The organism is Pseudoalteromonas sp. TAE56, assembly GCF_000497955.1.
Taxonomy (GTDB): domain Bacteria; phylum Pseudomonadota; class Gammaproteobacteria; order Enterobacterales; family Alteromonadaceae; genus Pseudoalteromonas.
Genome location: NZ_AUTN01000082.1, coordinates 38,956 through 62,143, shown reverse-complemented (window position 1 = coordinate 62,143; position 23,188 = coordinate 38,956). Strand labels below are relative to the sequence as shown.

Annotated in this window: 18 protein-coding genes; 12 read left to right on the top strand and 6 right to left on the bottom strand. The window is 38.2% G+C overall.

From position 1 onward, the window contains the following. The first annotated feature begins 175 nt into the window (after positions 1 to 175). Genes L656_RS0108670 through L656_RS0108660 form a run of 3 tightly spaced genes read left to right on the top strand, consistent with a single transcriptional unit; the run spans position 176 to position 6,317 of the window. Entirely contained in the window at positions 176 to 1,573 is a 1,398-nt protein-coding gene (locus L656_RS0108670; RefSeq protein WP_004335475.1) for a PhoH family protein, read from the top strand. Between the two features lie 51 nt (positions 1,574 to 1,624). Continuing rightward, a complete protein-coding gene (locus L656_RS0108665) occupies positions 1,625 to 5,434 on the top strand; it encodes a PAS domain-containing hybrid sensor histidine kinase/response regulator (protein WP_080668960.1) in 3,810 nt (1,269 codons plus the stop codon). Further along, on the top strand, positions 5,418 to 6,317 hold the full coding sequence (locus L656_RS0108660) for a diguanylate cyclase (RefSeq protein ID WP_004335468.1): 900 nt from the start codon (positions 5,418 to 5,420) through the stop codon (positions 6,315 to 6,317). Before L656_RS0108665 ends, L656_RS0108660 begins: the two co-directional genes overlap by 17 nt. Before the next feature lie 63 nt (positions 6,318 to 6,380). On the opposite strand, the gene L656_RS0108655 is transcribed toward L656_RS0108660, so the two are convergent. Both L656_RS0108655 and L656_RS0108650 read right to left on the bottom strand, forming a co-directional pair. Then, the gene (locus tag L656_RS0108655) at positions 6,381 to 6,761 is read right to left on the bottom strand and encodes a DUF3192 domain-containing protein (RefSeq protein ID WP_024598908.1); all 381 of its coding nucleotides are present in this window, start codon (positions 6,759 to 6,761) and stop codon (positions 6,381 to 6,383) included. Between the two features lie 182 nt (positions 6,762 to 6,943). Beyond that, the gene (locus tag L656_RS0108650; RefSeq protein WP_004335462.1) at positions 6,944 to 7,888 is read right to left on the bottom strand and encodes a D-2-hydroxyacid dehydrogenase; all 945 of its coding nucleotides are present in this window, start codon (positions 7,886 to 7,888) and stop codon (positions 6,944 to 6,946) included. Positions 7,889 to 7,974: 86 nt separating this feature from the next. On the opposite strand from L656_RS0108650, the gene zntR reads away from it, so the two are divergent. The 4 genes from zntR (at position 7,975) to L656_RS0108630 (ending at position 11,318) form a co-directional block, all read left to right on the top strand. Continuing rightward, positions 7,975 to 8,385 (top strand): Zn(2+)-responsive transcriptional regulator, encoded by a 411-nt coding sequence (gene zntR, locus L656_RS0108645; RefSeq protein ID WP_004335460.1) that lies wholly within the window; start codon positions 7,975 to 7,977, stop codon positions 8,383 to 8,385. Beyond that, the gene (locus tag L656_RS0108640; protein WP_024598907.1) at positions 8,372 to 9,562 is read left to right on the top strand and encodes an SO_0444 family Cu/Zn efflux transporter; all 1,191 of its coding nucleotides are present in this window, start codon (positions 8,372 to 8,374) and stop codon (positions 9,560 to 9,562) included. The genes zntR and L656_RS0108640 overlap by 14 nt, the downstream gene beginning before the upstream one ends. 274 nt (positions 9,563 to 9,836) lie before the next feature. Beyond that, on the top strand, positions 9,837 to 10,970 hold the full coding sequence (locus L656_RS0108635) for a 1-acyl-sn-glycerol-3-phosphate acyltransferase (protein ID WP_029750705.1): 1,134 nt from the start codon (positions 9,837 to 9,839) through the stop codon (positions 10,968 to 10,970). A 102-nt stretch (positions 10,971 to 11,072) separates the two neighbouring features. After that, positions 11,073 to 11,318, top strand: coding sequence for a DUF1289 domain-containing protein (locus L656_RS0108630; protein ID WP_024598905.1), 246 nt, complete (start codon positions 11,073 to 11,075; stop codon positions 11,316 to 11,318). On the opposite strand, the gene L656_RS0108625 is transcribed toward L656_RS0108630, so the two are convergent. Then, on the bottom strand, positions 11,315 to 12,013 hold the full coding sequence (locus L656_RS0108625; RefSeq protein ID WP_024598904.1) for a transporter substrate-binding domain-containing protein: 699 nt from the start codon (positions 12,011 to 12,013) through the stop codon (positions 11,315 to 11,317). The two genes, L656_RS0108630 and L656_RS0108625, sit on opposite strands and share 4 nt — an antisense overlap. 118 nt (positions 12,014 to 12,131) lie before the next feature. Here L656_RS0108625 and L656_RS0108620 point away from each other — a divergent pair, with 118 nt between their 5' ends. The 3 genes from L656_RS0108620 to L656_RS0108610 are packed head-to-tail and all read left to right on the top strand — an operon-like array spanning position 12,132 to position 17,279. Continuing rightward, positions 12,132 to 12,335 (top strand): DUF3283 family protein, encoded by a 204-nt coding sequence (locus tag L656_RS0108620; RefSeq protein WP_002962585.1) that lies wholly within the window; start codon positions 12,132 to 12,134, stop codon positions 12,333 to 12,335. A 14-nt stretch (positions 12,336 to 12,349) separates the two neighbouring features. Further along, positions 12,350 to 12,751, top strand: coding sequence for a GNAT family N-acetyltransferase (locus L656_RS0108615; RefSeq protein WP_024598903.1), 402 nt, complete (start codon positions 12,350 to 12,352; stop codon positions 12,749 to 12,751). Positions 12,752 to 12,776: 25 nt separating this feature from the next. Then, entirely contained in the window at positions 12,777 to 17,279 is a 4,503-nt protein-coding gene (locus L656_RS0108610; RefSeq protein ID WP_024598902.1) for an EAL domain-containing protein, read from the top strand. 16 nt (positions 17,280 to 17,295) lie between these two features. On the opposite strand, the gene L656_RS0108605 is transcribed toward L656_RS0108610, so the two are convergent. Together L656_RS0108605 and L656_RS0108600 are read right to left on the bottom strand one after the other, a co-directional pair. Next, positions 17,296 to 18,249 carry an ion transporter gene (locus L656_RS0108605; protein ID WP_024590672.1) on the bottom strand — a complete coding sequence of 318 codons (954 nt, stop codon included), beginning with the start codon at positions 18,247 to 18,249 and terminating at the stop codon, positions 17,296 to 17,298. Further along, entirely contained in the window at positions 18,249 to 20,918 is a 2,670-nt protein-coding gene (locus L656_RS0108600; protein WP_024598901.1) for a bifunctional acetate--CoA ligase family protein/GNAT family N-acetyltransferase, read from the bottom strand. Before L656_RS0108600 ends, L656_RS0108605 begins: the two co-directional genes overlap by 1 nt. A 114-nt stretch (positions 20,919 to 21,032) precedes the next feature. On the opposite strand from L656_RS0108600, the gene L656_RS0108595 reads away from it, so the two are divergent. Next, complete coding sequence (locus L656_RS0108595; RefSeq protein ID WP_024598900.1) at positions 21,033 to 21,749, top strand: SIMPL domain-containing protein; 717 nt, start codon at positions 21,033 to 21,035, stop codon at positions 21,747 to 21,749. Between the two features lie 321 nt (positions 21,750 to 22,070). Next, a complete protein-coding gene (locus L656_RS0108590; RefSeq protein ID WP_024598899.1) occupies positions 22,071 to 22,514 on the top strand; it encodes a hypothetical protein in 444 nt (147 codons plus the stop codon). On the opposite strand, the gene L656_RS0108585 is transcribed toward L656_RS0108590, so the two are convergent. Then, positions 22,497 to 23,165, bottom strand: coding sequence for a hypothetical protein (locus L656_RS0108585; RefSeq protein ID WP_024598898.1), 669 nt, complete (start codon positions 23,163 to 23,165; stop codon positions 22,497 to 22,499). The two genes, L656_RS0108590 and L656_RS0108585, sit on opposite strands and share 18 nt — an antisense overlap. Between the last annotated feature and the right edge of the window lie 23 nt (positions 23,166 to 23,188).

Genomic DNA, 23,188 nt, shown 5'->3' with positions numbered 1-23,188 from the left:
ACTCTTTTTTAGGTAAATCAAAACTAATTACAGTTTGTAATAAAACGGACTTTTATGACAAATAGACTAAACTTACATTATGCCTTGGCAATTAAGTATTGCAGGTTTAAGTTTTGCCCGTTTTACTTAGTTATTTTGGTATAGCATAAAAATCATAAAACGTAAGGAAAGTGCTATGGAAAAAGCTTCAAACCTTGAAAGTAAAATGTATGTGCTAGATACCAACGTACTACTTCACGAACCCCTCGCTTATTTGTCTTTTCAAGAGCATGACGTTGTAATTCCGATGACGGTGCTTGAAGAGCTTGACCACATAAAAGACAGAAAACACGACGTAAGTCGTGATGCGCGCGTCGCTATTCGTGGATTAGATGAAGTACTTAAAAATGCAACGCCCGAACAAATGCTACAAGGCGTGGCGCTACCGAGTAACAAAAAGGCAAAAGCGAGCTCTGCAGGTACCCTCATAATTGTAAACGACCATTTATTTGCCGACTCCATTTCTGGTTTGCCTGGTAACGAAAACGACCATCGTATTATTAATTGCGCCGTGTACTTACAAAAGCAGCACAGTGATTCAAAAGTTATATTAGTAACAAAAGATATCAACATGCGCTTAAAAGCCAAAGGCGCAGGGCTTAAATATGTTGAGGACTATCGCACCGATCAACTTATTGATGACATAAGCCTGCTCACTAGTGGTTATAAAAAAATCGAAGGTGATTTTTGGGATCATGTTGGGGAGTGTAATACCGAGCAACACGGGCGTGATACGTTTCATCATGTGCCTAAAAACTTAATACCAGATGTATTTTGTAATGAATATTTACTTGATGGTGGTGATCAGTTTGCGGCACGTGTTAAATCGTACGATGACGAGCACATAACGCTCAAAGATATTGGTGTTGAGCGTTTAATGCACCAACAAGCATGGGGCGTTAAGCCAAAAAATATTTATCAGGGAATGGCGCTTGATGCGCTGCTCGATACAAGTATTGAACTTGTTATTTTAACAGGGCCAGCAGGGTGCGGTAAAACCTTGTTAGCACTTGCCAGCGCCCTTGAAATGGTCATCGAAAAAGGTATTTACGATAAAGTAATAGTCACTCGTAATACGCCAGAAATAGCAGAGTCCATTGGCTTTTTACCAGGCACTGAGGAGGAAAAAATGGCACCATGGCTTGCAGCCATTACCGATACGCTAGAGGTATTGCACAAAGGCGACGAAAATCCGATATCGAGTCGAAATTACATTATGGAAAAGGCTAATGTACAGTTTAAATCGGTTAATTTTATGCGCGGGCGTAGCATTCAAAATGCGGTAGTGATTTTAGATGAGAGCCAAAATTTAACGGCATCTCAACTCAAAACTATTATTACCCGCTGCGGCGAAGGTACTAAATTAATTTGTACAGGTAACTTGGCGCAAATAGATAGTAACTATTTAACGCCAGTAACATCGGGCTTAACGTACATAGTAGAGCGCTTTAAAAACTTTGAAGGCAGCGCAACTATAAACCTTAACGGTGTTGTACGTAGCCGCTTAGCGTCATTTGCAGAAGAAAATTTATAACTTGCGCTTAACAAATTGGCTCGATAGTCTATCGATTGATTTTCGAGCCAAATGGCAGGCAGTACATTGAATTTTTTACCTCTGAAACATTATTATCGTTCGTTGTTTATTGCGCTTTTAGTGCCATTGATTGTCGCTTTTTTACTGTGTTTGCACTTATATAATATAAAGCTTGAGCGGGCGGTTGAAAAACGCGAAGCCGATTTTACGAATGTTTCAGCGCAGGTTACTCACGGGATGGAATCAGTGAGTAATCTACTTACCACAATGTTTAGCTTATACGAGCAAACGACCGTTCCACAAATAAACCAAAGCCTACTTGAAGGTATAAATCAATATGATGGTTACTATTACCGTCACTTTAGTGAGCAAGGTACTGAAATTGTAGGTAAGGGCGAGTTTGCGTTATCTACTAAGGCACTTATACAGTGGCAACAGGCGATTGCATTAGGGCCTTCGTTTAATACAACGCTTGCATTAATGCAGTCGTTATCGGCTGTAGCATATGTTGATGATAATGGTTTTGCTTATGTCAGCAGGCGCAACAAAAGCCAAAGTTCAATGCTTACTGAAATTCTAAATGAGAAGTTTAAGCCAACGTTTTTACCAAATAAACTTACCTCAAGTCCTATTGTTAAAGTTAATGACAAATCGTATTTTGCTATTGGCCGACAACGAAGCACTGGCTCAGCCGATTACATTATTTTAATTTATGATGTTCAGGCAATTTCTGGATGGCTAAAAAAGGTTTCACCGAGTAGTGGTGAATACGTTTTTATGAATCAATCACATCAAATTATCGCCAGCTCTAAACAATTGATAGAGCAAGCGACAGCGTTAAAAAGCTATTGGCCTAACTTGGCCCAGCACCATAGTAAAAAAACAGTATTAACTAGTGATAGTAATTACTTTATGCAACCTTTGGATGAGTTGCCTATTCACGCGGCATTTTACGAGCACAAACCCCAATTAATAAGCTTAATTAAATATGAAATATTATTAGAGTTTGCATTTTTAACACTATTTTTAAGCATTATGTTTGGCGTGTTTTTTTGGTTAAGTCAGCGTATTTTTATAAAGCCAATGACTCACTTAATGTCGTATTTGGAGAGTAACGGTACGCAATTCGAAGAGCAGCTAAATTACAAAATACCGCTGAGCTGGCAACCTTGGTTTTCTAAGGTGAAGAGGGTATTTATTAAAAATAAAGAGTTGGTTGATTCATTACAAGATGCGAATAAAGCGCTAGATGACCAAGTTCAGCTGCAATCAGAAAAACTAAGTCGCAGTTACGAAGCTAAAGAGCGCCACTTGGCTTTGCTCAACACTATGCTAAACAGTGTGCCAGATCTAATTTATTTTAAAAATATTGATGGCTCCTTTTTAGGGTGTAATAAAGCATTTGAAGCTTATATTGGTAAAGATCAAACTGCATTAGTAGGTAAATATGTAGATGATTTAGGTGATAACGATCAGCAAATAAATGCGCTTGAAAAACAAGTTTTACAAAATAGAAATAGTGTTGAGCAACGCATCGAAACCGATACAAAATCATATCAACTTACTATTGCACCTTTTTATAATGAACATCAACACTTATTAGGAACAATGGGTATTGGCCGTGACATTACCGAGCAGCAACAAGCATTATTGGCTTTAAAAGCATCTGAATCAAAATTTAGAAGCGCGATTGAATTTGCCGCTAACTGCGTGGTTTTACTTTCGCTTGAACATACTATATTACAAGTAAATAAAGCAGCTAGGAAGCAATTCTCTGAACAGCAAGTACTGGTTGGCGAGCAGTTGAAAGCATTGTTTGATGACTCTCAATGGCAGCAAATAAAAACAACCTTAGCGCAATTGTTAGATGACAAAAAACGTGTATATCACTTAACACTGTCGCAGGGGCGACTAACAAGTTGGTTGCAACTGAGTGTGTCTCTCGTATGGGATGAAAACCGTGACCCAGCTTATTATGTTATTCACATTCAGGATGTGAGCGCATTAACTAAATCAAAACTTGATGCCGAACGGGCAACCCTTGCTAAAAGTCGCTTTATAGCCAACTTAAGTCATGAAATACGCACTCCTCTTAACGCTGTTTTAGGGCTGCTCGATATGCTTATTGAGCAAGGTTTAACACAAAAACAATTACAACAAACTGACCAAGCTAAGCATGCAGCACAAAGCTTGTTGCTAATGCTCAATAGAATGCTTGATTTTGCACGTATAGAAAGTTCGCAAACTGATTTAAAACAAGCATCTTTTAGCATGGTTGAGCTGGTGGATATTTGCGAAAGTTTAACGGCTCCATTGTGCGAAGGAAAAGGTATTGAATTTGTTATTGATATTGACCCTTTAATAGCGCCTGATTTGATATGCGACAGCATTCGCTTGCAGCAAATATTAGGTAACTTATTAACAAATGCTGTTAAGTTTACAAAAACAGGTTCTATTACTTTAAAAATGGAACTGATTGAAAGCAATAGCCTAGAGCAACAGCATATTTGCTTTAAAGTAATCGATACCGGTATGGGTATAGATGAAGCCGATCAAAGGCGTTTATTTGACGCTTTTACGCAAGGTGATGAGTCTTCAACACGCATACATCATGGTGTTGGGTTAGGTTTAGCTATTGTTAAACATGCGGTGTCATTAATGGGGGGAGAGATTGCTTTAAAGAGTAAAAAAGGCCATGGCTGTGAGTTTTACTTCAGCGTTAGCTTTTTGGTTGATACCACTAAAAATACGATGTTACCGACTAATACATTGGCTATTTTATCGGATCAAAGTAAAGAGCTTAAGCAAGTAACAAATGCTTATACAGAGCTTGCTAATATTAATTTAGATGAAGTACTCAAATACCCAATTAAGCTCTCCAATATTCAAAAAATAATAATAGATGCAGCCGACTTACCTGCACTTTTAAATATTGAAGCAATTAATGATTCGTTATCAGCTAAAGAAACATCGGTAATTATTATTAATCATCAGCACACGCTTAATTTACCAACAAGTGAGCATTTAGCTGCGCACCACGTTAAAGCATCGGCATTGGGACAAAGGCTATTTAGCTTGAACTCTCAGCAAAAGCCTAAAGCGAGTACCAATGCGGTAATACACAACGTTGCTGAAATTAAAGCTGATATATCGGGTCTACTTGTATTAGCTATTGATGATAATCAACTTAATTTAGAAATAATTAGCAGTGTACTTCGCCAAGCAAACGTAAATGTAGTGACTGCTTTAAGCGCATCTATTGGCATGGAATTGTTGCAAATTTTAAGGCCCGACTTAATATTGATGGATGTGCAAATGCCGCAAATAGATGGCTGCCAAGCAACAGCCTTAATTCGCCAACAGTTTGACGCAAAGCAGCTGCCTATTTTTGCCTTAACGGCTCATTGTGAGCCTGCTGATATTGAACGTTCTTTAAAGTGCGGTATGAATAAGCATTTAACTAAACCGGTTGTTGCTAAAGTGCTTATTGATGCAATTGCCGATTTAAACGTAGTGAAACCAAGCTTTTTCGAAAAATCATTCGCTTTAACGCAGTTTAGTATGGATGAAAAGCTCCTCAATACAATGATTGATAAGTTTGCTAATTTATGTGAAACCCAGCTATCGCAAATAGAAGAAACAACCAATAAGGATGATTTGGTACGCTTAGTGCATAGTATAAAAGGTGTAGCAGGGAATTTAGGTTTTAGACGATTGTCTCACTGCGCTTTATTGTGTGAAAGAACACTTAAAACAACTAACAAGCCTGTTGAAATAACACTGAAAGAGCTTATTATGCAGTTAGAACAGGTAATTGTTTTTATAAAAGGGGTAGGGGCTAGGGATGTCGAAAAGAGCTAAAGTACTTATTGTAGATGATGATCCAATCAACCGATTAGTACTTGAAAAAACACTTAAAGTAGAACACGACGTATTCTTAGTTGAAAGTGGTGAAAAAGCACTGACCTTTGTAAAAACTGCGCAAGTTGATTTAATTATTCTTGATGTGATTATGCCAGGAATTGACGGCTATGAAGTGCTTGTACAACTTAAAGAAAATCCGATAACTCAATCGATCCCTGTTATATTTATATCAGCTAATCGTAGCCACGACGACGAAGCTAAGGGCCTAGAGCTCGGTGCTATGGACTATATAACTAAGCCATTTAGCCCTTCTATTGTGCGCGTTAGAGTACGTAACCAATTACTTATAAAGCAAAAAAATGATCTGCTAGAGATGCTAGCCTCGATTGACGGCTTAACTGAAATCCCAAATAGACGCTACCTAGACGAAAACTTAGCTCGAGAATGGCGCCGCAGTAAACGAAGCGGAACACCACTATCTGTGTTGCTTATGGATATAGACCACTTTAAACGTTACAACGATTGCTACGGACATCGTGCTGGTGATGAATGCTTAAAGGATGTTGCGCAAGCACTCGCAGCTCAGTGTGAACGTGGTAGTGACTTCATAGCTCGTTATGGTGGTGAAGAATTTGCAGCCGTCTTACCGGGAATTGATAAGCATGAAGCCTTGGAGTTTGCTAATAAATTACGCAATGCTGTAAATGCTTTAAATATAGAACACAAAGCCTCATTAAATGCAGACCACATCACTATTAGTATAGGTATCGCCACCACGCAAAGTGGTAAAGTGTATGCTGAGCAAGCATTATTAGAAGAGGCGGATTTAGGGTTATATGCTGCTAAAGATGCGGGGCGAGATAGAATAGTCGCACGGTAAAAATTTAATATAAAAAACGCCAAAATTTATATTGGCGTTTTTAGTATCAAACTACTTTTATTGTTACTGCGTGATCATACCTAAAGCAGTGTCACCAATGCCCACTAACTTATCATTTTTAAATACAAGTGGCGTACATTCATCTTTCGTTGTTTTAGAATCTGAATGCTTGCTATGAGTTACATAAAAAAGTACTTGGTATATATCGTCATCTTTTTTTAATAGCTCTGTGAAATTAGGTGTTTTTAATTGCGTTAAAACAGATTGATAGCTGCTATCCATTTTTAGCTCTGATATAGCTTCACGATTATTTTTATGTTGTGCTTGCCAGCTTGATGAGTTTTTCCCTGCCCAATGAGTCTCAGCTTCACCATCAGATACGGCAATAACACAGCCAGTTAAAAATGGTGCAATAAGGGCTGCTGCTAATAGAGATTTTTTCATTGTAATATTCCTTAAATGAGTTTTTAATATTTTGATCATATAAGGCAAGTAGTAGGCCAAGTTTAAAAGCTTTTTAATTCAGTTGGTTAGATTTTAAGGACTATGTTTTACTAATCATTTGCAAAAATAATTAGTAAAAACAGCCACATTTTAGTTTTTTTAACTATTTTCCCGCAGTGCAGTTACACCAAGCGGTTGCGTGATTCGCCTTTATTAAATGCCGCAATGTTTAAACTTACCTCATTAATTAAACGCACAATAGATTCAGTACTTGCCCATGCAATATGTGGAGTAAGTAATAAGTTATTGCCTTTGTAATTAGCAAGTGGGTTTGAAAGCTCAGCAGGTTCTTTAGTTAGTACATCAACCCCGGCTCCAGCAATTAGGTTTTGCTCAAGTGCTGTAGCTAAGTCGGCTTCGTTAATAATGCCACCACGAGCAGTGTTAATAATAATGCTACTTGGCTTCATCATTTTAAGCTCATTAAGTGCAATTAAATCACGTGTTTCATCGGTAAGTGGGCAGTGAACACTGATTATATCGGCTGTTTTAATAACGTCCTCAAAAGGCGTACGACCATCGCGGCATGCAGCACCTTTGCGCTCTGCAACAATAATATTTGCGCCAAATGCCTCAGCCACTTTAGCAACGCCTTTACCTAGCGTACCACCGCCTATAATGGCAAATGTTTTGCCTTGTAAGTCGTTAAAGCTGTAATCGAGTATGCAAAACATTTCACTTTTTTGCCAAGCGCCTTGCTGGCAATCCGCCTGATAGCGATGTGTGTTACCCAGTAAGTTAGTAATTAAAGAGAATGTATGTTGAACAACAGAAGGGGTTGAATAGCCAGCTACATTAGTTACGGCAATACCAAATTCTTTAGCGGCTTCTAAATCAACATTATTAGTACCGGTTGCACTTACGCAAATCAATTTAAGCTGTGTTAGCTGGCTAATCGTATCGCGATTTAAAACCGCTTTATTAGTGATCAATACATCAGCGCCTTGGCAATGTTCAATAACTTGCTCTGGGCTGGTTAGTTCATAAGTTGTTAATTTACCAAGTTGTTCAATACAAGTAAGAGACGTTTTAGCTAACGTAGCGTTATCAAGAATGGTGATGTTCATGCTTTTCCTAAAAATAAATGAAACCCTTGACCTTAGTCTTAACTCTAGGGTTTATAGTCTGTTTAAAATAAATCGGAGAGAGAAATATGAGAATAGGTGAACTATCACACCAACTAGGTATCTCTAACGATACTTTAAGGTACTACGAAAAGCAGGGATTGTTAACGCCTAACAGGCGAAATTCTGCTGGATATAGACTATATGATAATAACGATTTAAAAGTGATGCATTTTATCATTAGAGCTAAAAATATAGGTTTTAGCTTGGCAGAGATAAAAGATCTCTTACTTATTAAATTTGAAAAATCATCACATTCCTGCTCTGAAGTTAAAAAAATTACACTTGAAAAAAGAGATTTGGTCGCGCAGCGTATAAAAGAACTCCAACAATTTCATCAATCATTAACCACATTGGCAGATAAGTGTTGTGGCTCGCAGCATATAGCAGAAAATTGTTCAATTTTAAGTGTTTTGGAGGATATAGATGACGTTACTTAATAATTTTTGGCAGTTATTTTTATTATCAGCACCTTGGCTAATGTTAGGGCTTTTGATTGCAGGTTTATTGAATGTATATTTACCTGAAAACTTATTGAGTAAACATTTAGGTAAAGAAGGATTTTGGACTACCGTTAAAGCCGCATTAATAGGCGCTCCTTTGCCCTTATGCTCTTGTGGAGTTATCCCTGCAGCTATTGGTTTGAGGCGAGCGGGTGCTTCTAAAAGTGCGACCACTGCATTTTTAGTTTCGACACCTGAAACGGGGGTTGATTCTGTATCGGTGTCTTATATTTTACTCGGTCCATTTATGGCGGTTATTCGCCCGATAGCAGCTATTTGTAGTGCTATTGTGGCAGGGGTATTAGTTGGGCGCGAAAGTAAAAATGATAAAAAAGGGTCTTTTAATAATAGTCGTAAAAATGAGAGCGATAGCTGTAGTGCGAGTGATGCAAAAACGGCGCCTTCCTTATGTTGTGATACGCAATCAAAAGTGCCTCAACAATCAACTCATAGTACGAATAATGAAAACGAAAAACCACTGAGCGATTCATGTTGTTCCAGTAATATTGAAAAAGAAGATCCCCTCGGATGCTCAGTAAACTCAATTAAACACACTGCGCAATGGCTTAAATTAAAAGCTGCAATCAGTTTCAGTTGTAATAAGCTTTTAGAAGATACGATGAAGTGGTTATTGATTGGCTTGTTTTTTGCCGCATTAGTACAAACTTATGTTCCTGAGAGTTTTTTATCCCAGTGGGGAAGTGGCGTTTTGGCTATGCTCGTTGTGATATTAGTCAGTATCCCTATGTATATTTGCGCGACAGCTTCAACGCCTATTGCAGCAGGCTTATTAATGAGCGGGCTTTCGCCAGGCTCTATTTTAGTTTTTATGTTGGCGGGGCCTGCAACAAATATTGCGACACTTGGTGTTGTAGCCAATGAGCTTGGAAAGCGTGCCCTTGTAGCTTATTTAATTGGTGTAATAGGCGTAGCAGTGGTATTTGGCTTTTTAACCGATTTTTTAGTTGAAAAATATGGCTTTGTGGTCAGCCCTCTTATAGGAGAAGAATATGATATCCTGCCTAACTGGCTTACTTTATTATGTAGCATCGTTTTAATTGCACTTATGCTGCGTTTAATGGTCAATTGGTATATGAAGAAAATAAAACACTAACTAATACCAACTTTATTAAAAACATGATCATTCTATCGCATTAAATAACTCACTAACTGTGTTGAAAATTATTTATATAGAACAACTATATGTCACAATTTTCGCCTTGTTAGTGTGTTATTTTCTTCGCGATATAATAATCACTTATTTAATGCAATTGGTATAAATTGAGCTATTTCTTATTTGATATTGGCTGAGTTATAATCAGTTAGAGAATAATAATCCCAAAATGCGGCGCTTTCGTGTGCCGTTTTTTAACATTATAGATGTAGTAATGAGTGAATTAGAAGATAAGTACGCTGATATAAGACCTTATAACGATGATGAAGTTACGGCTTCGCTTTCGCGTTTAATGAACGATAATGCGTTTATTGATGTGATCGCAAAATATAATCTACCACGCTTTTTATCGTCTGTGCCATTTATAGCTCGTCCATTGGTTAGAAGCCAATTGCGCAAAAAATGGGGTAAAGTAAGCACCGTCGAAGACGTGCAAAACGAAGTTGCGCAATACTTAGATAAATTAGTAAAGCGCACCACGTCAAAAGTAACCTTTTCTGGGTTAGATCAATTAGATGCTAACCAGGCCTATTTATTTATTTCAAACCACAGAGACATAGTGCTTGATCCTGCATTAGTAAACTGGGGTTTATATCAACATAAAATGAAAACAGTGCGCATTGCTATTGGCGATAATTTATTGCAAATACCTTACATTACTGAGCTTATGCGTCTAAATAAAAGCTTTATCGTTAAGCGCTCTGCTAAAGCACCAAAAGAGATGCTAAAAGCACTGACTCAATTATCGTCATACATTTACGATTCTGTAGTGGGTGGAAATTCTATTTGGATTGCGCAAAAAGAAGGGCGTGCAAAAGACGGTTTTGATCAAACTGATCCTGCGCTTCTAAAAATGTTGCAATTAAACGGGCGTAAACAAAAGAAAGAGTTTGGCGATTATATTAAAGAGTTAAAAATAGTGCCGGTTTCTATTTCTTATCAATATGAGCCGTGTGCAATTGCTAAAGCCAAAGAGCTTTACCATAAACAACACCATGGTGAGTACGTTAAATCGGCTGGTGAAGATATTGCGAGCATTGTTGAAGGCTTTAGTACTGCTAAAGGGCATGTGCATTTAGCATTTGGGCAACCAATTGAATCTAAATGTGATAGTGCTGAAGAGCTTGCTAAAACGATTGATAGGCAAATTGTTGATTCGTTTTATTTACACCCAGGCAATTACATTGCTGGTGGCTGTAAAGAGGCGGTAATAGACTCTCCTGATACAGCGACATTTGAACAACGTTTAGCCTGTGTGCCTGAAGAGTTAAAACCATTAGTGCTAGCTATGTATGCTAAGCCATTTCACCGTAAAACAGAGATAAACACAAATAGCTGCGAGCATTAATGCTCATAGCTTAATAAAAGTAAGCAGCAATTTAATTGCTGCTTTTTTTTTGCTCAAAAATGACGCTATACTAAGTACCTCTAATTAAACGGTGCGAATGCTATGCAACAAATTGAAATATTTGATATTCCAAGCCCTTGCAAAAGTATTTGCTTAGTTAATAACAGAGGGTATTGTAAGGGGTGTTATCGTAGTCGCGATGAACGTTTTTCGTGGAATAGCTTAACTAACGACCAAAAAAAGAAGGTGCTTAGTTTGTGCCAGCAGCGCTACAAACGCTATCTTCAAAAAAAGCAGCAAAATGCAGTGCCAAGTACACAGGCAGAGCAACAAGGGTTCGATTTTTAAAAGCTTAATCCATATTTGGCTCTTAGTGCGTACACAGTGCCATTGTTAGTTAAGTTAATTAATGACATTTTAAGTTTTTCTACTAGGTTTTTATTACGCTTATTTAAATAATGATAAAGCGGATACGTATTCAACACTTCTTTTTCAAAGCAACCTTGCGGTGTAGGGAGATCGTTGTTTTGCATTATAAAGTTAATCATTAAAGCCCCTTGTACTTTTTGCTGAGCTAGTAAATTAAGCTGGGCATTCATACTTTTAACTTTAATAATATTTCCTGCAAATTGAGTGTTTGCTAAATAATGTTCTTGGACAGGGTAGCCATCAACAATTGCGACGCTATCTAGTTGCTCTAAACTGCTAGGTAAACAGTTTTTATATAACACTAAGTCAAACTTAAATAGCTCATAATCGACCCTAATTAAGTTTTCGTAATTTTTTTCAACGCTTACATCTCTTCCTAACTGTCCATCAAGTACGCCATTATTTGCAGCTAGCAAAGCATTTTGGTGGCTAAAATCGATGATATATATTTTAAAACCTATATCTGCGTATGCTAACTTTAATAGCTCTAAGGCATAATCAGCTTGTGGTGTACTTTGCGGACGATTAAAAGTGAGGTTGTATTGATGACTAAAACAAGAGGCACTAAAAGATAAATTTACCAATAATAACAAGATACTAAAATGTCTATTCATTATCAGTTCCAATTACTACAGAAATAAATAAAATAAGACGCGTATAATAACAAGGAGATTACCTCTTGCCCAGTTTCGGGGTTAATCAAATAATTTTAAAAGCGAATGAGGAAGTATTGTGAGTTTTAATTTATGCCTATTGCCACGTGAAGAAAAATACCAAATTCAGTTAGATTATGAAGCGTCTTTTTGGGCGTATCAAATTAAGCGAAACAAAAAAACGCGAGAGCAAGTTTATAATACAATTCATAGCCGCCCAATGGCAGAGCAAATGGTGTTAAAGCAAAAGTTTGAGCAATATTTAGCCTTGATGCTTAGCTAAGTGTTGATATAAATATGCATATAGTTGAATTATTGGATGAGATAAAAATTCCACTCGTTAATAAATTTTATAAAAAACATAATGTAAGAGGACGGGCTAATAAACAAGATAAAGTATGGGTTACTTACTATAATAATGAAATAGTTGCAGCATGTAGGTTACAAGATAAAACAGATTTTTTATTTTTATCTACCGTGTTTGTTGCGCTGGAGCATCGCGGTAAAGGTGTTGCTAAGCAGCTATTATCAACACTCTTAAAGTCGCAAGATAAGAAGATTAATACCTTCGCATATAAAAACGTAGTTGATTTATATTGTGCTATTGGTTTTAACCAGGTGTTAACATATACTCTTGCTTTACAAGTACTTTTTGATACTTACAAACATCGAAATATAGTCGCTCTAGAGTACCCATAATAATAAATAATAATATGGAATAAGCATGAGTAAATGCGTTAACGGGATCATTAGTTGCTTTGTAGTTTTAATCGCTATCCTAAGTTGCCAAGTAGGCGCACAAGTAAAACGTTTATCTCCAAGCGAAGGCTTATCGCAAAGCTACGTTAATACAATGCTCATCGACACTAATGGTTACCTTTGGCTTTCTACTGAGGCTGGGCTTAATCGTTATGATGGCTATCAAGTTATTCCAATAAACGGCCCTAATGGTGAATTAGAAGAAGCGATCATTGATCGTATTTACCAAGATACCCAAGGGCACATTTGGATAGCTTCTTTACTTGCAGGCCTATTTAGATACGACCCCGTAACAGATTCATATCAGCAGTTTTTAGAAAAACCCACCAGTGAAGAAGAAATTATCAATCAATCTGTTTTTAGTATGGTGGCCGTTGATAAAAAAACACTTTGGATTGGGCGAGGCCGCGATTTTGCAAAGCTTGATATTGCGACCGGAGAAATTACAACTATCTTTGAGCTACCCGCTAAATATAAAAATACCCTTGTGAGAAAGCTGTTTGCCTACAATGGTTATATATTTATTGGTACAAGCCATGGTGCATATGTATTTGATATTGCAACAGAGCAGGTTAGGCCACTACAACACTTAAAAGGTGAAGCTGAGCATATTTATCAAAATAATGTTAAGTCGTTCGCATTAGGTGAAAATAAACAGTTGTTAGTAGGGGCGGTAAAAGGCTTATACGAAGTTGATATTAGTAACTTATCAAAAATGTTTGAACGTCCAGATTTACCGTTTAAAAGTAAGGTATTACTAACTGATTTAAATGTGTGGAGCATAGTAAACGAACACGGAAAAATAGATTTAGCTACTGATAAAGGCTTGTTTAAATTTGATTTAAGCACTGGGGAAATGATTAAAAACACCCGAATAGCCCAAAGTAAGTACACACTTGCTGATACCAGTATTATTGATATGGCTAAAGATAAATCGGGTGGTACTTGGGTTGCGACTAAAACCGATGGGGCATTTTATTTATCTCATGACAGTTATCATTTTAATAATATCGATGGCACTTTACTCGGGGGCGATGGTTTATCACATCACTCTATTTGGGGTATTACTGAATATAAAGATAAACTCTGGCTTGCAACGCACAATGGTATTACTGAAGTTGATTTAAAAACAAATATTGGCAAAGTTTATTTAAAAGACTACAAAGTCGACTTACTCACCACTGAGTTTACCGTATACGAAATAACACCTTATAAAGACAATTTATGGCTTTATACAAACCGTGGTTTGTTTATTTTTGATCCTGTAACGCATCAAGTTAGCGAACCTAAAGTGCATGACCCTGCTAATCTAGAGCTAATTACCGGTAGGGTGCATGGCGTTACATTAATGCCAAATGGCAACTTATACTTTGTGCACTCAGATCATGGGGTATTTATATACAATATAGACTCTCAAGTAATAACGCGTTTGGGTGGCCAATTTGATCAATTTGAACCCTTTTTAGCTCATGGCTTTTTACCTGCGCTGAGCAATAAACCAGACTCACCATTGTTTTTTAATGCCGGTATTTTATACCAAGTAAACCCAAGTGATTTAGCACTTAAAATGATTTACAAAGTGCCAAAACAGCATGAAAACGTAGCCATTAGTGTGCTTTCTTACTTAATTGATAACAACAATATATTGTGGATATCACTTTCTAATTTTGGCTTGATAGGCCTTGACGCATCTACCTACCAATTAGTCCATACAATCGATTTAGAGAAAAATAAATTAGGCACACTGCTCTACGATATGGTGCTAGATGATGATGGTATGATTTGGATGAGCAGCCATAAAGGTATTTGGCGATTAAACCCAGAAACACTTCATTTTCAGCAATTTTCTACATCAGAGGGGCTACTTTCAGCTGAGTTTAATAGTAACGCCATGGCACAGCTCAAAGATGGCCATATTGCGTATGGTAGCTTAAAAGGATTTACTTATTTTCATCCAATGGAAAACCAAAATTACCAGTCGCTTATTGATCACGTAAATATTACGCGAGTTGATTTAATGTCTCGAGATTTATCGCTTGATTTAAAACAGCCGCTCAACGAGGTTGTGTTAAATCATGATGATATAGGGCTTGAAGTGGCATTTTCGGCCATGGCATTCAGTAATCAAGAACGCATCATTTATGAGTATCAACTCGATAACGGTCAAAAAAGTTATACTCGAAATAACAACCGCGTATTGTTTCCAAAATTAAATCCCGGTAATTATCAATTAAAAGTTTGGGCTAAAGATCCGCTGACTGGCGAATATACTTCGCCCGCTATTTTAAAAATAAAAGTAAAGTATCCGCTTTGGCGTGCACCTTATTTTATGGTGCTTTATGGCATGTTGTTTATTGGCTTTGTTGCTATGTGGGTTATGCGCCGTAATAAAATCCAGCGTATTTTATTAGCAGCAAATAAAGAAAGTAAAGAAAGCGAAGCGCGTTTAAAGCTAGCGCTTGAAGGCAGCGAGTCGGGTGTTTGGGATTGGGAATCAAGTAATCCAAGTATTTATCAACCTCGCTTAGCGAGTGAATTAGGCTACGAAAATGAAACCGTGAGCCTAGATGAATATTTATCTAAAATTCATCCGCAAGACAAACAACTATTTCGCTTAGAGTGGCTTGAATTTTTATCTACCGATAAAGGTTATTTTAATTGCACCTACCGCCTGCGCCATGCAAAAGGTTATTGGCGCTGGTATAAGGATTTTGGGAAAGTCGTTGAGTGGGATGATAAAACGCCACAAAAAGTAGCGGGTACCTACACAAATATGACCCGTGAGATGGTGTTTGAAGAACATGCATTATTATTTACCGCAGCGTTTGAACAAACACGTGATTGGGTGTTTATTCTCGATAAAAATTTAAATATTAGGGCCTCCAATAAATCCCTGCAGACCGCCTTTAGCTTCTCTGCTGAGTCGTTATCTAGTCGAGCATTAAATTTAGGTATATCGCGCAGTAATCGTTTTGATTATTTACGCATAATGCAAAAGCTATCTGTTGGGGAGCACTTTTCGTGTGAAGACAGTGTGGTTTTAGCAAATGGTGAGCCACGCCATGTACTTGTGAAAATAAGTGCAGTAGCCGATAACGAACAGCGTCTTAATAGCTATGTCATTATTTTAACCGATATAAACGCACAAAAATCAGCTGAAAACGAGCTGCACTTATTAGCCAATTACGATGCTTTAACTGGGCTGCCAAATCGTACGTTGTTTAATGACCGCGTTGAACACGCCCTTGAGCAAGCAAAATTTCACGAATGTAAAGTTGCTTTATTACATATAAATATTAAGCGTTTTAAATACTTTAATGATTCTTTAGGGCATGCAGTTGCTGATGAGCTAATTAAAGAGGTAGCTGAGCGTTTAAAATGCTCCTTGCGTCCATCTGACAGTGTTGCTCGATTTGGTGGCGATGAATTTGTTGTACTGGTAGAAGACATTCATCAAATAGAACAAGTGCTCATTATATGTACTAAGTTGATGGATTGTGTGAATCAAAATATTACGATTAATGGTCAAGTTGTAAACGTTAATTTAAGTATTGGCGTGTCTATATCACCAGATGATGCGCAGCAAGGATCAGCGCTTTTAAAAGCTGCGAGCATAGCGTTATATCATGCAAAAGACTCTTTAGAGGGGCGTTATCAGTTTTATAAGCAAGAGATGAATCAGCATGTTCAAAGAGCGCTGCACCTTGAATCTCAGCTTACAAGAGCGTATCAAGAAGAAGAGTTTTGTAATTACTACCAGCCTATCATTAACGCTGAAAGTCAAAAAACAGAAGGTTTTGAAGTACTGCTGCGTTGGCCTGAAAATAAGCTTGTGCAAACTCAAGAGTTTTCGGTGGCAGCAGAAGGTATAGGCCTAATTACAAAAATTATGCTGCAGACTTTTGCGCGCGCTTTACTAGCGCTAAAAGAGTGGCGAAAAGCCTCACCTAGCCTGTATTTATCTATTAATTTATCGGCACTTGATTTTGAGTTTAAAGACCTTGTTCCCGAAATAAAAAAAGCGTTAAGTAACGCAGGGGTATCGTCTGAGGCAATTGTTTTTGAAATAACTGAATCAATATTAATGCGTGATTCCAAAGAAGCGTTACATAGTATGGAACAACTTAAAAAGTTGGGCTGTAGATTGTATATGGATGATTTTGGTACGGGTTACGCATCGCTTACTTATTTAAAGCGTTTTCCTATTGATGTATTAAAAATAGATAGAAGCTTTGTGCAAGACATAGGCATAGATTCTGACGATGAAGCTATTATTCAATCAATACTCGCGCTTGCTGATAGTTTAGGTAAAGAATGCGTGGCTGAAGGCGTAGAAAGCTCGCACCAACTCGCCTTTTTAAAGGCGCGAGGGTGCATGCATTTCCAAGGGTACTTATTTAGTAAACCAGTACCAAATAACGAAGTACTACCGCTTATTAATCGCAATTGGAGTGATATATTTAATTGATAATGGCAGTACTCATTTAAGGCCTTTTACCGCAGTGCCTACAAAATAAATGGCTATTATGCTCATTTAACTGCGTTTTAATGGCCTTATTAGCTTCTAGTTTACTCAAGCCTAGTTTATAGCGTAGTTCTTCTAGGTGTTCTTGTTGAGTATCATTAAGAGTGCCGTCTTGAATTTGTTCATGTACAGCATCTTCAAAAAATTGGCGGCGTTTACGTATTTGTTCTGAAAAACTAGACGCGAGTAAACCGGTAGGTATCGCAACCATTCCCATGCTTAGTAGTGTAATTACGCCGCCGAAAAATTTACCCAATGGCGTTATAGGTACTACATCGCCATAACCAACAGTCGTTAGTGTTGCCATTGCCCACCACATAGCCGCGGGAATAGAGCCAAATTTATCGGGTTGTATGTCATGCTCAATTAAATAAATTCCGCATGAAGCTAAAATAAGCACGACGGCCATAATAAAAAAAGCAGCCATTAATGAACTACCTTCATCGTTAAAGGCTTTTAAAAGTAGCTGCATGGCGCGTGAGTAGCGAGTGAGTTTAAATACCCTTAATAGTCGAAGCACACGTAAAAAACGTAAATCGAGAGGAAATAAAAACATCATTAAGCTTGGTAAAATCGCAATTAAATCAACAATTGCCAAAGGGGAGAAAAAGTAGCTAAGCCGACGTTTGGTATGAGACCCTTCCATTGCTGCATATTGTGTTTTATCTACGCAAGCCCAAAGTCTGGCTAAGTACTCAATAGCAAAAATAGCGACCGAGACAATTTCTAAAACTAAGAATTCGTTGTAATACTGCTCTGCCACACTTGGGATTGATTCAATAACAATGGCTACAACGTTAATCATTATTAAGCTAATGAGCGCGATATCAAGAATATGTCCTGCTCGATGGTATTGACCTGTGCCTTCAAAGAGGCAGGCCATTTTTTGTCTTAAAGTATGTGGTTCATTCATTATTTAAGTTTAAGTACCATATTAATACTGCCTTCTTCAAAGTCGCGACTAATTTTAAAACCTAACTTTCGGGCTAGCTCAATCATCCCCGTATTCTCTGGTAAGGTTATGCCTTCAATCGACTCCACACCTTGGCGTTTACAGTGGTTGATTGCAGCACTCATTAGTATGCGACCAAGCCCTAAACCTTGGCAGTCTGAGCGTACTACAATAGCAAATTCAGCATGTAGGTTATCGGGATCCATAATGACGCGAGATACACCTAGTGTGCGGGTTTTACCTTCAAAGCGTTGGCAAACAATAAAGGCCATTTCACGGTCGTAATCAATTTGCGTCATTTTAGCGAGTTGATCGTGGTTAAATTGTGGTAGTTCGCCAAAAAAGCGTTTATATCTGTCTTCTTTATTAAGTGACTCGTCAAATGCTTTATGAGCTTGTTCATCTTCTGGCTTTATAGGCCTGAGCGTAGCTTGGGTGTTATTTTTAAGTGTTACTACTTCAACAAGCTCAATAGGGTAGGGACGAATAGATAAGCGCTTACGATTGCTCTGAGTTTGATAGCGGTTAAGGGTCATAGTGGCATCGAGTACTAAAAACTGCCCGTTGCTGGCAAGGATAGGATTTAGTTCCATAGAGCTTATGTCAGGTTGGTCAATAATTAACTGAGAAATACGTGTTAGCAGTGCACATAAACGATACTTATCAACCTTTTCGGGTAATATGCGCTCCTTTAGTACGCCTTTATCGTGCGCTGCGGCAATTAAATACTTTGCTAAGTTCATATTCAGTGGAGGCAGAGCAACAGCGGCTTGTGCATATTCAAGGCCGGTTCCTGCTTCACCTAATAATATAACAGGGCCAAAATTAGGCTCGGTTTTAATCGCAATTCGCAGCTCATTTGCGCCTGCTCGCGGCGCCATTTTTTGTAATGAGAACCCTTCAATAATCGCATCCGGATACGTGTTTTTAATACGTATAAGCATTGCAAAAGCGGTTTGTTCAACCTCGTTGGCGTCGTTTAAATTAAGCACCACACCACCTACTTCAGACTTTGAGGCAATACTTGGGCTAATGAGCTTTAACGCAACTGGAAAACCCAGCTCTATGGCTTGCTCTCTCGCTTCTGTTGGTGTGTAGGCAACCTCAGTTTGAATGCATTTAATACCGTAATGGTTTAATACTTGGCTTGCCTGATGGGTAGGTAAGTAGCTTTGTCCTTCATCTAAAAATTCATTAATAAGTGCTTTAGCTGGCACTTTATTTATTTTTGCGTCATCAGTGTTCGACTCAGGTGTTTGCGTTAAATGCTTTTGGTTACGACGATACGTTACCAAGTGCATAAATGCGCCAACAGCGCCTTCGGGCGTACGATAAGTCGGTATAGCATTATTAGAGCATACTTTTCTTGCAGCATAAGATGCATCCTCCCCCATAAAGTTAGTTATAACGTAAGGGCGCGCCATTTTGGGTAATGTTTGCAAGGTTTCTACAATAACGTTGGCGTAGTCTTCGCTGAGTGCAAGTGCTGATGGGGTATGAATTATGAGTAAATTTTTAACTTCTTTAGCGTGTAATAAAATCTCCAGCGCTTGTTTGTACCGAGCAGGAGCAGAGTCGCCAAAAATATCCACAGGGTTTGAGGTGGTTTCTGATTGTGGAATTACTTTATTTAGCGCATTTCGAGTTTCAATGCTTAGCTCTGCTAACTTTCCTGAATTTTGAATAAGCTCATCAACGGCCATAACTCCCGGCCCGCCACCATTAGTTAAGATAGTTAGCTGCTCTACTTTTAATAATTTTGGATGCATGGCAAGTGTTTGTGTCGCTGCAAATAGCTCCCGTAAATCATTTACGCGCAGCATACCTGCACGTTGAAATAACGCATCGTAAACAGCATCAGAGCTTTGCTTACCGCCGGTGTGAATTTCGGCTGCAAGTGCACCCGCACTTGTTTTACCTGTTTTAATCGCAATTACAGGCTTACTAAAAGCCGCAGCTCTTGCTGCTGATATAAAACCACGAATATCCTCAATGTTATCAATGTAGAGTAAAATAGCTTTGGTTTTAGCATCACGACCTAAAAAGTCGAGTAGTTCATTAAAGTTAATATCAAGGCAGTCACCTACCGATACAAAATATGAAAAGCCAATTTCTTTGTTTTTAGCCCAATCTAAAATGGTTGAGCATACTGCTGCTGATTGCGATACAAATGCAATTTTACCTGGGCTTGCCACAGTATGTGAAAAGCTCGCATTTAAACCAATATGAGGGATCAGCAAGCCTAAACAATTTGGCCCAAGCAAAGTAACTTGCTTGGCTTGAGCGCATGCTTTGAGCGTGCTTTTTTGCTCTCCAGAAAGCCCATCAGCAATAACAATCGCTGTTTTGCAGCCAAGTTCTCCAAGCTGCTCAATAATATCAATTAAGGTGTTTTTGTTAGTACAAATAACAGCAAGGTCGGGTACTTTTGGTAAGTCAGCAATAGTGGGGTAAGCAAGCACGCCATGTACTGCGCTATGGCTTGGAGTAACAGGCATTATCGGCCCTTTAAAGCCGCCTTGAAGCAAATTGCGCATAACCACAAAACCAGCACGAGTTGATATATTAGAGGCACCAATAACGGCCACTGAGCTTGGGTTAAAAAACTGGGTAATGCGCTTAAGGCTCATGGTTTTTCCTAGGCTGATTAAATTTTGCGTTATTTATAGTCTCAATGTACCCTGTTTACTGTGTTATTTCGAGCGTCTAGATGCTTATTATTGATATCAATCAAGGAGATTATTGTGAATAAAACCCCCGGTTTTTACATTGTTATAGCGGCTATTTGTTTAAGTATAGGCTTAATTAGCTTAGGGTTTATTTTAAAGAGTACAGCTTTGAGTGTAAAAGAGATGGAACGTACTGTGCAGGTTAAGGGGTTGGCCGAGCGAGAAGTAATAGCCGATACAGTAATTTGGCCTCTGCAATTTAGTGATGCCGACAATAATCTTGAAAAATTAGTCAGCCGAGTTGAGAAAAAAAATGATGCTGTAACTGCTTTTTTAAAACTGCATGGTTTTGACGACGATGAAATAACAATAGGCAGCCAGTCAGTTATTGATAAGCAAGCACGTGAATACAGTAACGAAAATCAGCAGTTTAGATACATAGTGCGCTCAAATATTATTGTTTATTCTGCTGCGCCAGATAAAGTACAAAATGCGCTGAGCAAAGTAAGCCAGCTTGCTAAACAAGATATCGCAATAGTGCAGGACAGCTACGAAACAAAAGTTGAATACATTTTTACAGGCCTCAATGATGTAAAACCTGCGATGGTGCAAGAAGCAACTGAAAAAGCGCGTGAAGTCGCTAATAAATTTGCTAAAGACTCTAATTCAAAATTAGGCAAAATAAAAACAGCTCGCCAAGGGCAATTTAGTATCAGTAATCGAGATTCAAACACACCGCAAATAAAAAATATAAGAGTGGTAACCAGTGTTGAATATTATTTAAATGACTAGGGCCTGTTGACCTTTCAGGATTAAAATTTGTTCAATCTAGGGGCGATTTAATCGCGGCGTGAGGTTTGTAACCTAGCGGGCTAAGTAAAAACCGAGCAAAGCTTCCGCGTCCTGCTCACGCCCCTTACCTACATCCATGTAGGCAACAAAGAGTAAATTGCCCCTAGGCAGAACCCTTCGGGCAGCGCATGTTTGGCATTTATTCCACGTTATCGCCTATTTATGGGGAATAACCACACTGCATAGGCTCTGCCTTGCCTAAATACCAAACATACTGCTGCAAATTTAACCTCGAAAGATAAACAGGCCCTAGGAAATAATATGTCAGAGTCTAAATATGGTCAGTTTGTACTGGCGCCCCGTTCGTATTTTTTTACTGCTATAGCGAGCGTAGTATTTGCGTTTATAGGCTTTAGTTATAATGCATGGCGAATGGAGGCAAGTGAAGAAAATAACAATACACGTATTGCTAGCTTTCAAATATTACAAGAACTAGCGGAGCTTGAGCTTATTGTATTTGCGGCGCATTACGATAATAACAAAATAGATGGTAGCCCTCGAAAAGGCTGGGTTAAAGTTAACTTAATTCATGACTTAAGCTACTTAGCCGTTGATAAAGTACATTTAAAAACAAAAGACTTACAAAAGGTCTGGCAAACAAATTGGCCAAATATGGTTGATCACGAAAGTGCTGCGCAATCTATTACACATGCCATAGATAGTGTGCGTACAGAAGTTGTGAGTGAATTAAAGCGCCTTGATTAAGTGAGCAACTTGCGCCGTCGAACGTTGCAAGTAAGCGGCGCTCAGTAAAATTGTGGTTTCGTTAAGTTTTTGTCCTTTTAATACGTTAATAAGCTGCTGTTTTGCGTTCGGATTTTGTTTTTGTTCTATTTCCATTAACGCTAACAGGGCTGAAAATTCATGCTTTACCGGTGTGCTTGGTTTATTTGCGTAGGCAATGTAGCAGGCAACAGGTGTTAACCCCTCTGAGTTGGGCTGCGCAAGCGCTTTAACTAAGTCATCATTTGATTCAAACAACATTAAAGAACGCACATAGTTAAATGGCAGCTTTGTAGCATCGGCATGCTTAAACACATTGTGCAGTACGTTATTTCCTTGTGTATCTTGTACTAAAAAGCCTTTATTTACTCTCAGCGCTGGGGTAAAAAAACTCAATGCGTCAATATTAGTGAGTTGATTAATAAATGGAGAAGGTGCTGTATTAGTACTTAGTATACGGGTTGCTATGTTTTGCATAAAGTCATACTTAACACTCAACCGTTGGGCACTGTCATATAAATGGTTAAGCTGCAAAGTTTGCTGAGCAGGGCTTAACTGCTTAAAGTCGTTATCGAGCTCATTTAACTGCTGCTTTGAAATACGCGCATTAAGTAGTTGTATGCTTAAATCCATTATTATTTCCAAAAATCTTTTTT

Bases quoted from the DNA above. Each gene is read 5' to 3' on its own strand.
- L656_RS0108670 (WP_004335475.1), top strand. From the start codon at position 176: ATGGAAAAAGCTTCAAACCTTGAAAGTAAAATGTATGTGCTAGATACC.
- L656_RS0108665 (WP_080668960.1), top strand. From the start codon at position 1,625: ATGGCAGGCAGTACATTGAATTTTTTACCTCTGAAACATTATTATCGT.
- L656_RS0108660 (WP_004335468.1), top strand. From the start codon at position 5,418: ATGTCGAAAAGAGCTAAAGTACTTATTGTAGATGATGATCCAATCAAC.
- L656_RS0108655 (WP_024598908.1), bottom strand. From the start codon at position 6,761: ATGAAAAAATCTCTATTAGCAGCAGCCCTTATTGCACCATTTTTAACT.
- L656_RS0108650 (WP_004335462.1), bottom strand. From the start codon at position 7,888: ATGAACATCACCATTCTTGATAACGCTACGTTAGCTAAAACGTCTCTT.
- zntR (WP_004335460.1), top strand. From the start codon at position 7,975: ATGAGAATAGGTGAACTATCACACCAACTAGGTATCTCTAACGATACT.
- L656_RS0108640 (WP_024598907.1), top strand. From the start codon at position 8,372: ATGACGTTACTTAATAATTTTTGGCAGTTATTTTTATTATCAGCACCT.
- L656_RS0108635 (WP_029750705.1), top strand. From the start codon at position 9,837: ATGAGTGAATTAGAAGATAAGTACGCTGATATAAGACCTTATAACGAT.
- L656_RS0108630 (WP_024598905.1), top strand. From the start codon at position 11,073: ATGCAACAAATTGAAATATTTGATATTCCAAGCCCTTGCAAAAGTATT.
- L656_RS0108625 (WP_024598904.1), bottom strand. From the start codon at position 12,013: ATGAATAGACATTTTAGTATCTTGTTATTATTGGTAAATTTATCTTTT.
- L656_RS0108615 (WP_024598903.1), top strand. From the start codon at position 12,350: ATGCATATAGTTGAATTATTGGATGAGATAAAAATTCCACTCGTTAAT.
- L656_RS0108610 (WP_024598902.1), top strand. From the start codon at position 12,777: ATGAGTAAATGCGTTAACGGGATCATTAGTTGCTTTGTAGTTTTAATC.
- L656_RS0108605 (WP_024590672.1), bottom strand. From the start codon at position 18,249: ATGAATGAACCACATACTTTAAGACAAAAAATGGCCTGCCTCTTTGAA.
- L656_RS0108600 (WP_024598901.1), bottom strand. From the start codon at position 20,918: ATGAGCCTTAAGCGCATTACCCAGTTTTTTAACCCAAGCTCAGTGGCC.
- L656_RS0108590 (WP_024598899.1), top strand. From the start codon at position 22,071: ATGTCAGAGTCTAAATATGGTCAGTTTGTACTGGCGCCCCGTTCGTAT.
- L656_RS0108585 (WP_024598898.1), bottom strand. From the start codon at position 23,165: ATGGATTTAAGCATACAACTACTTAATGCGCGTATTTCAAAGCAGCAG.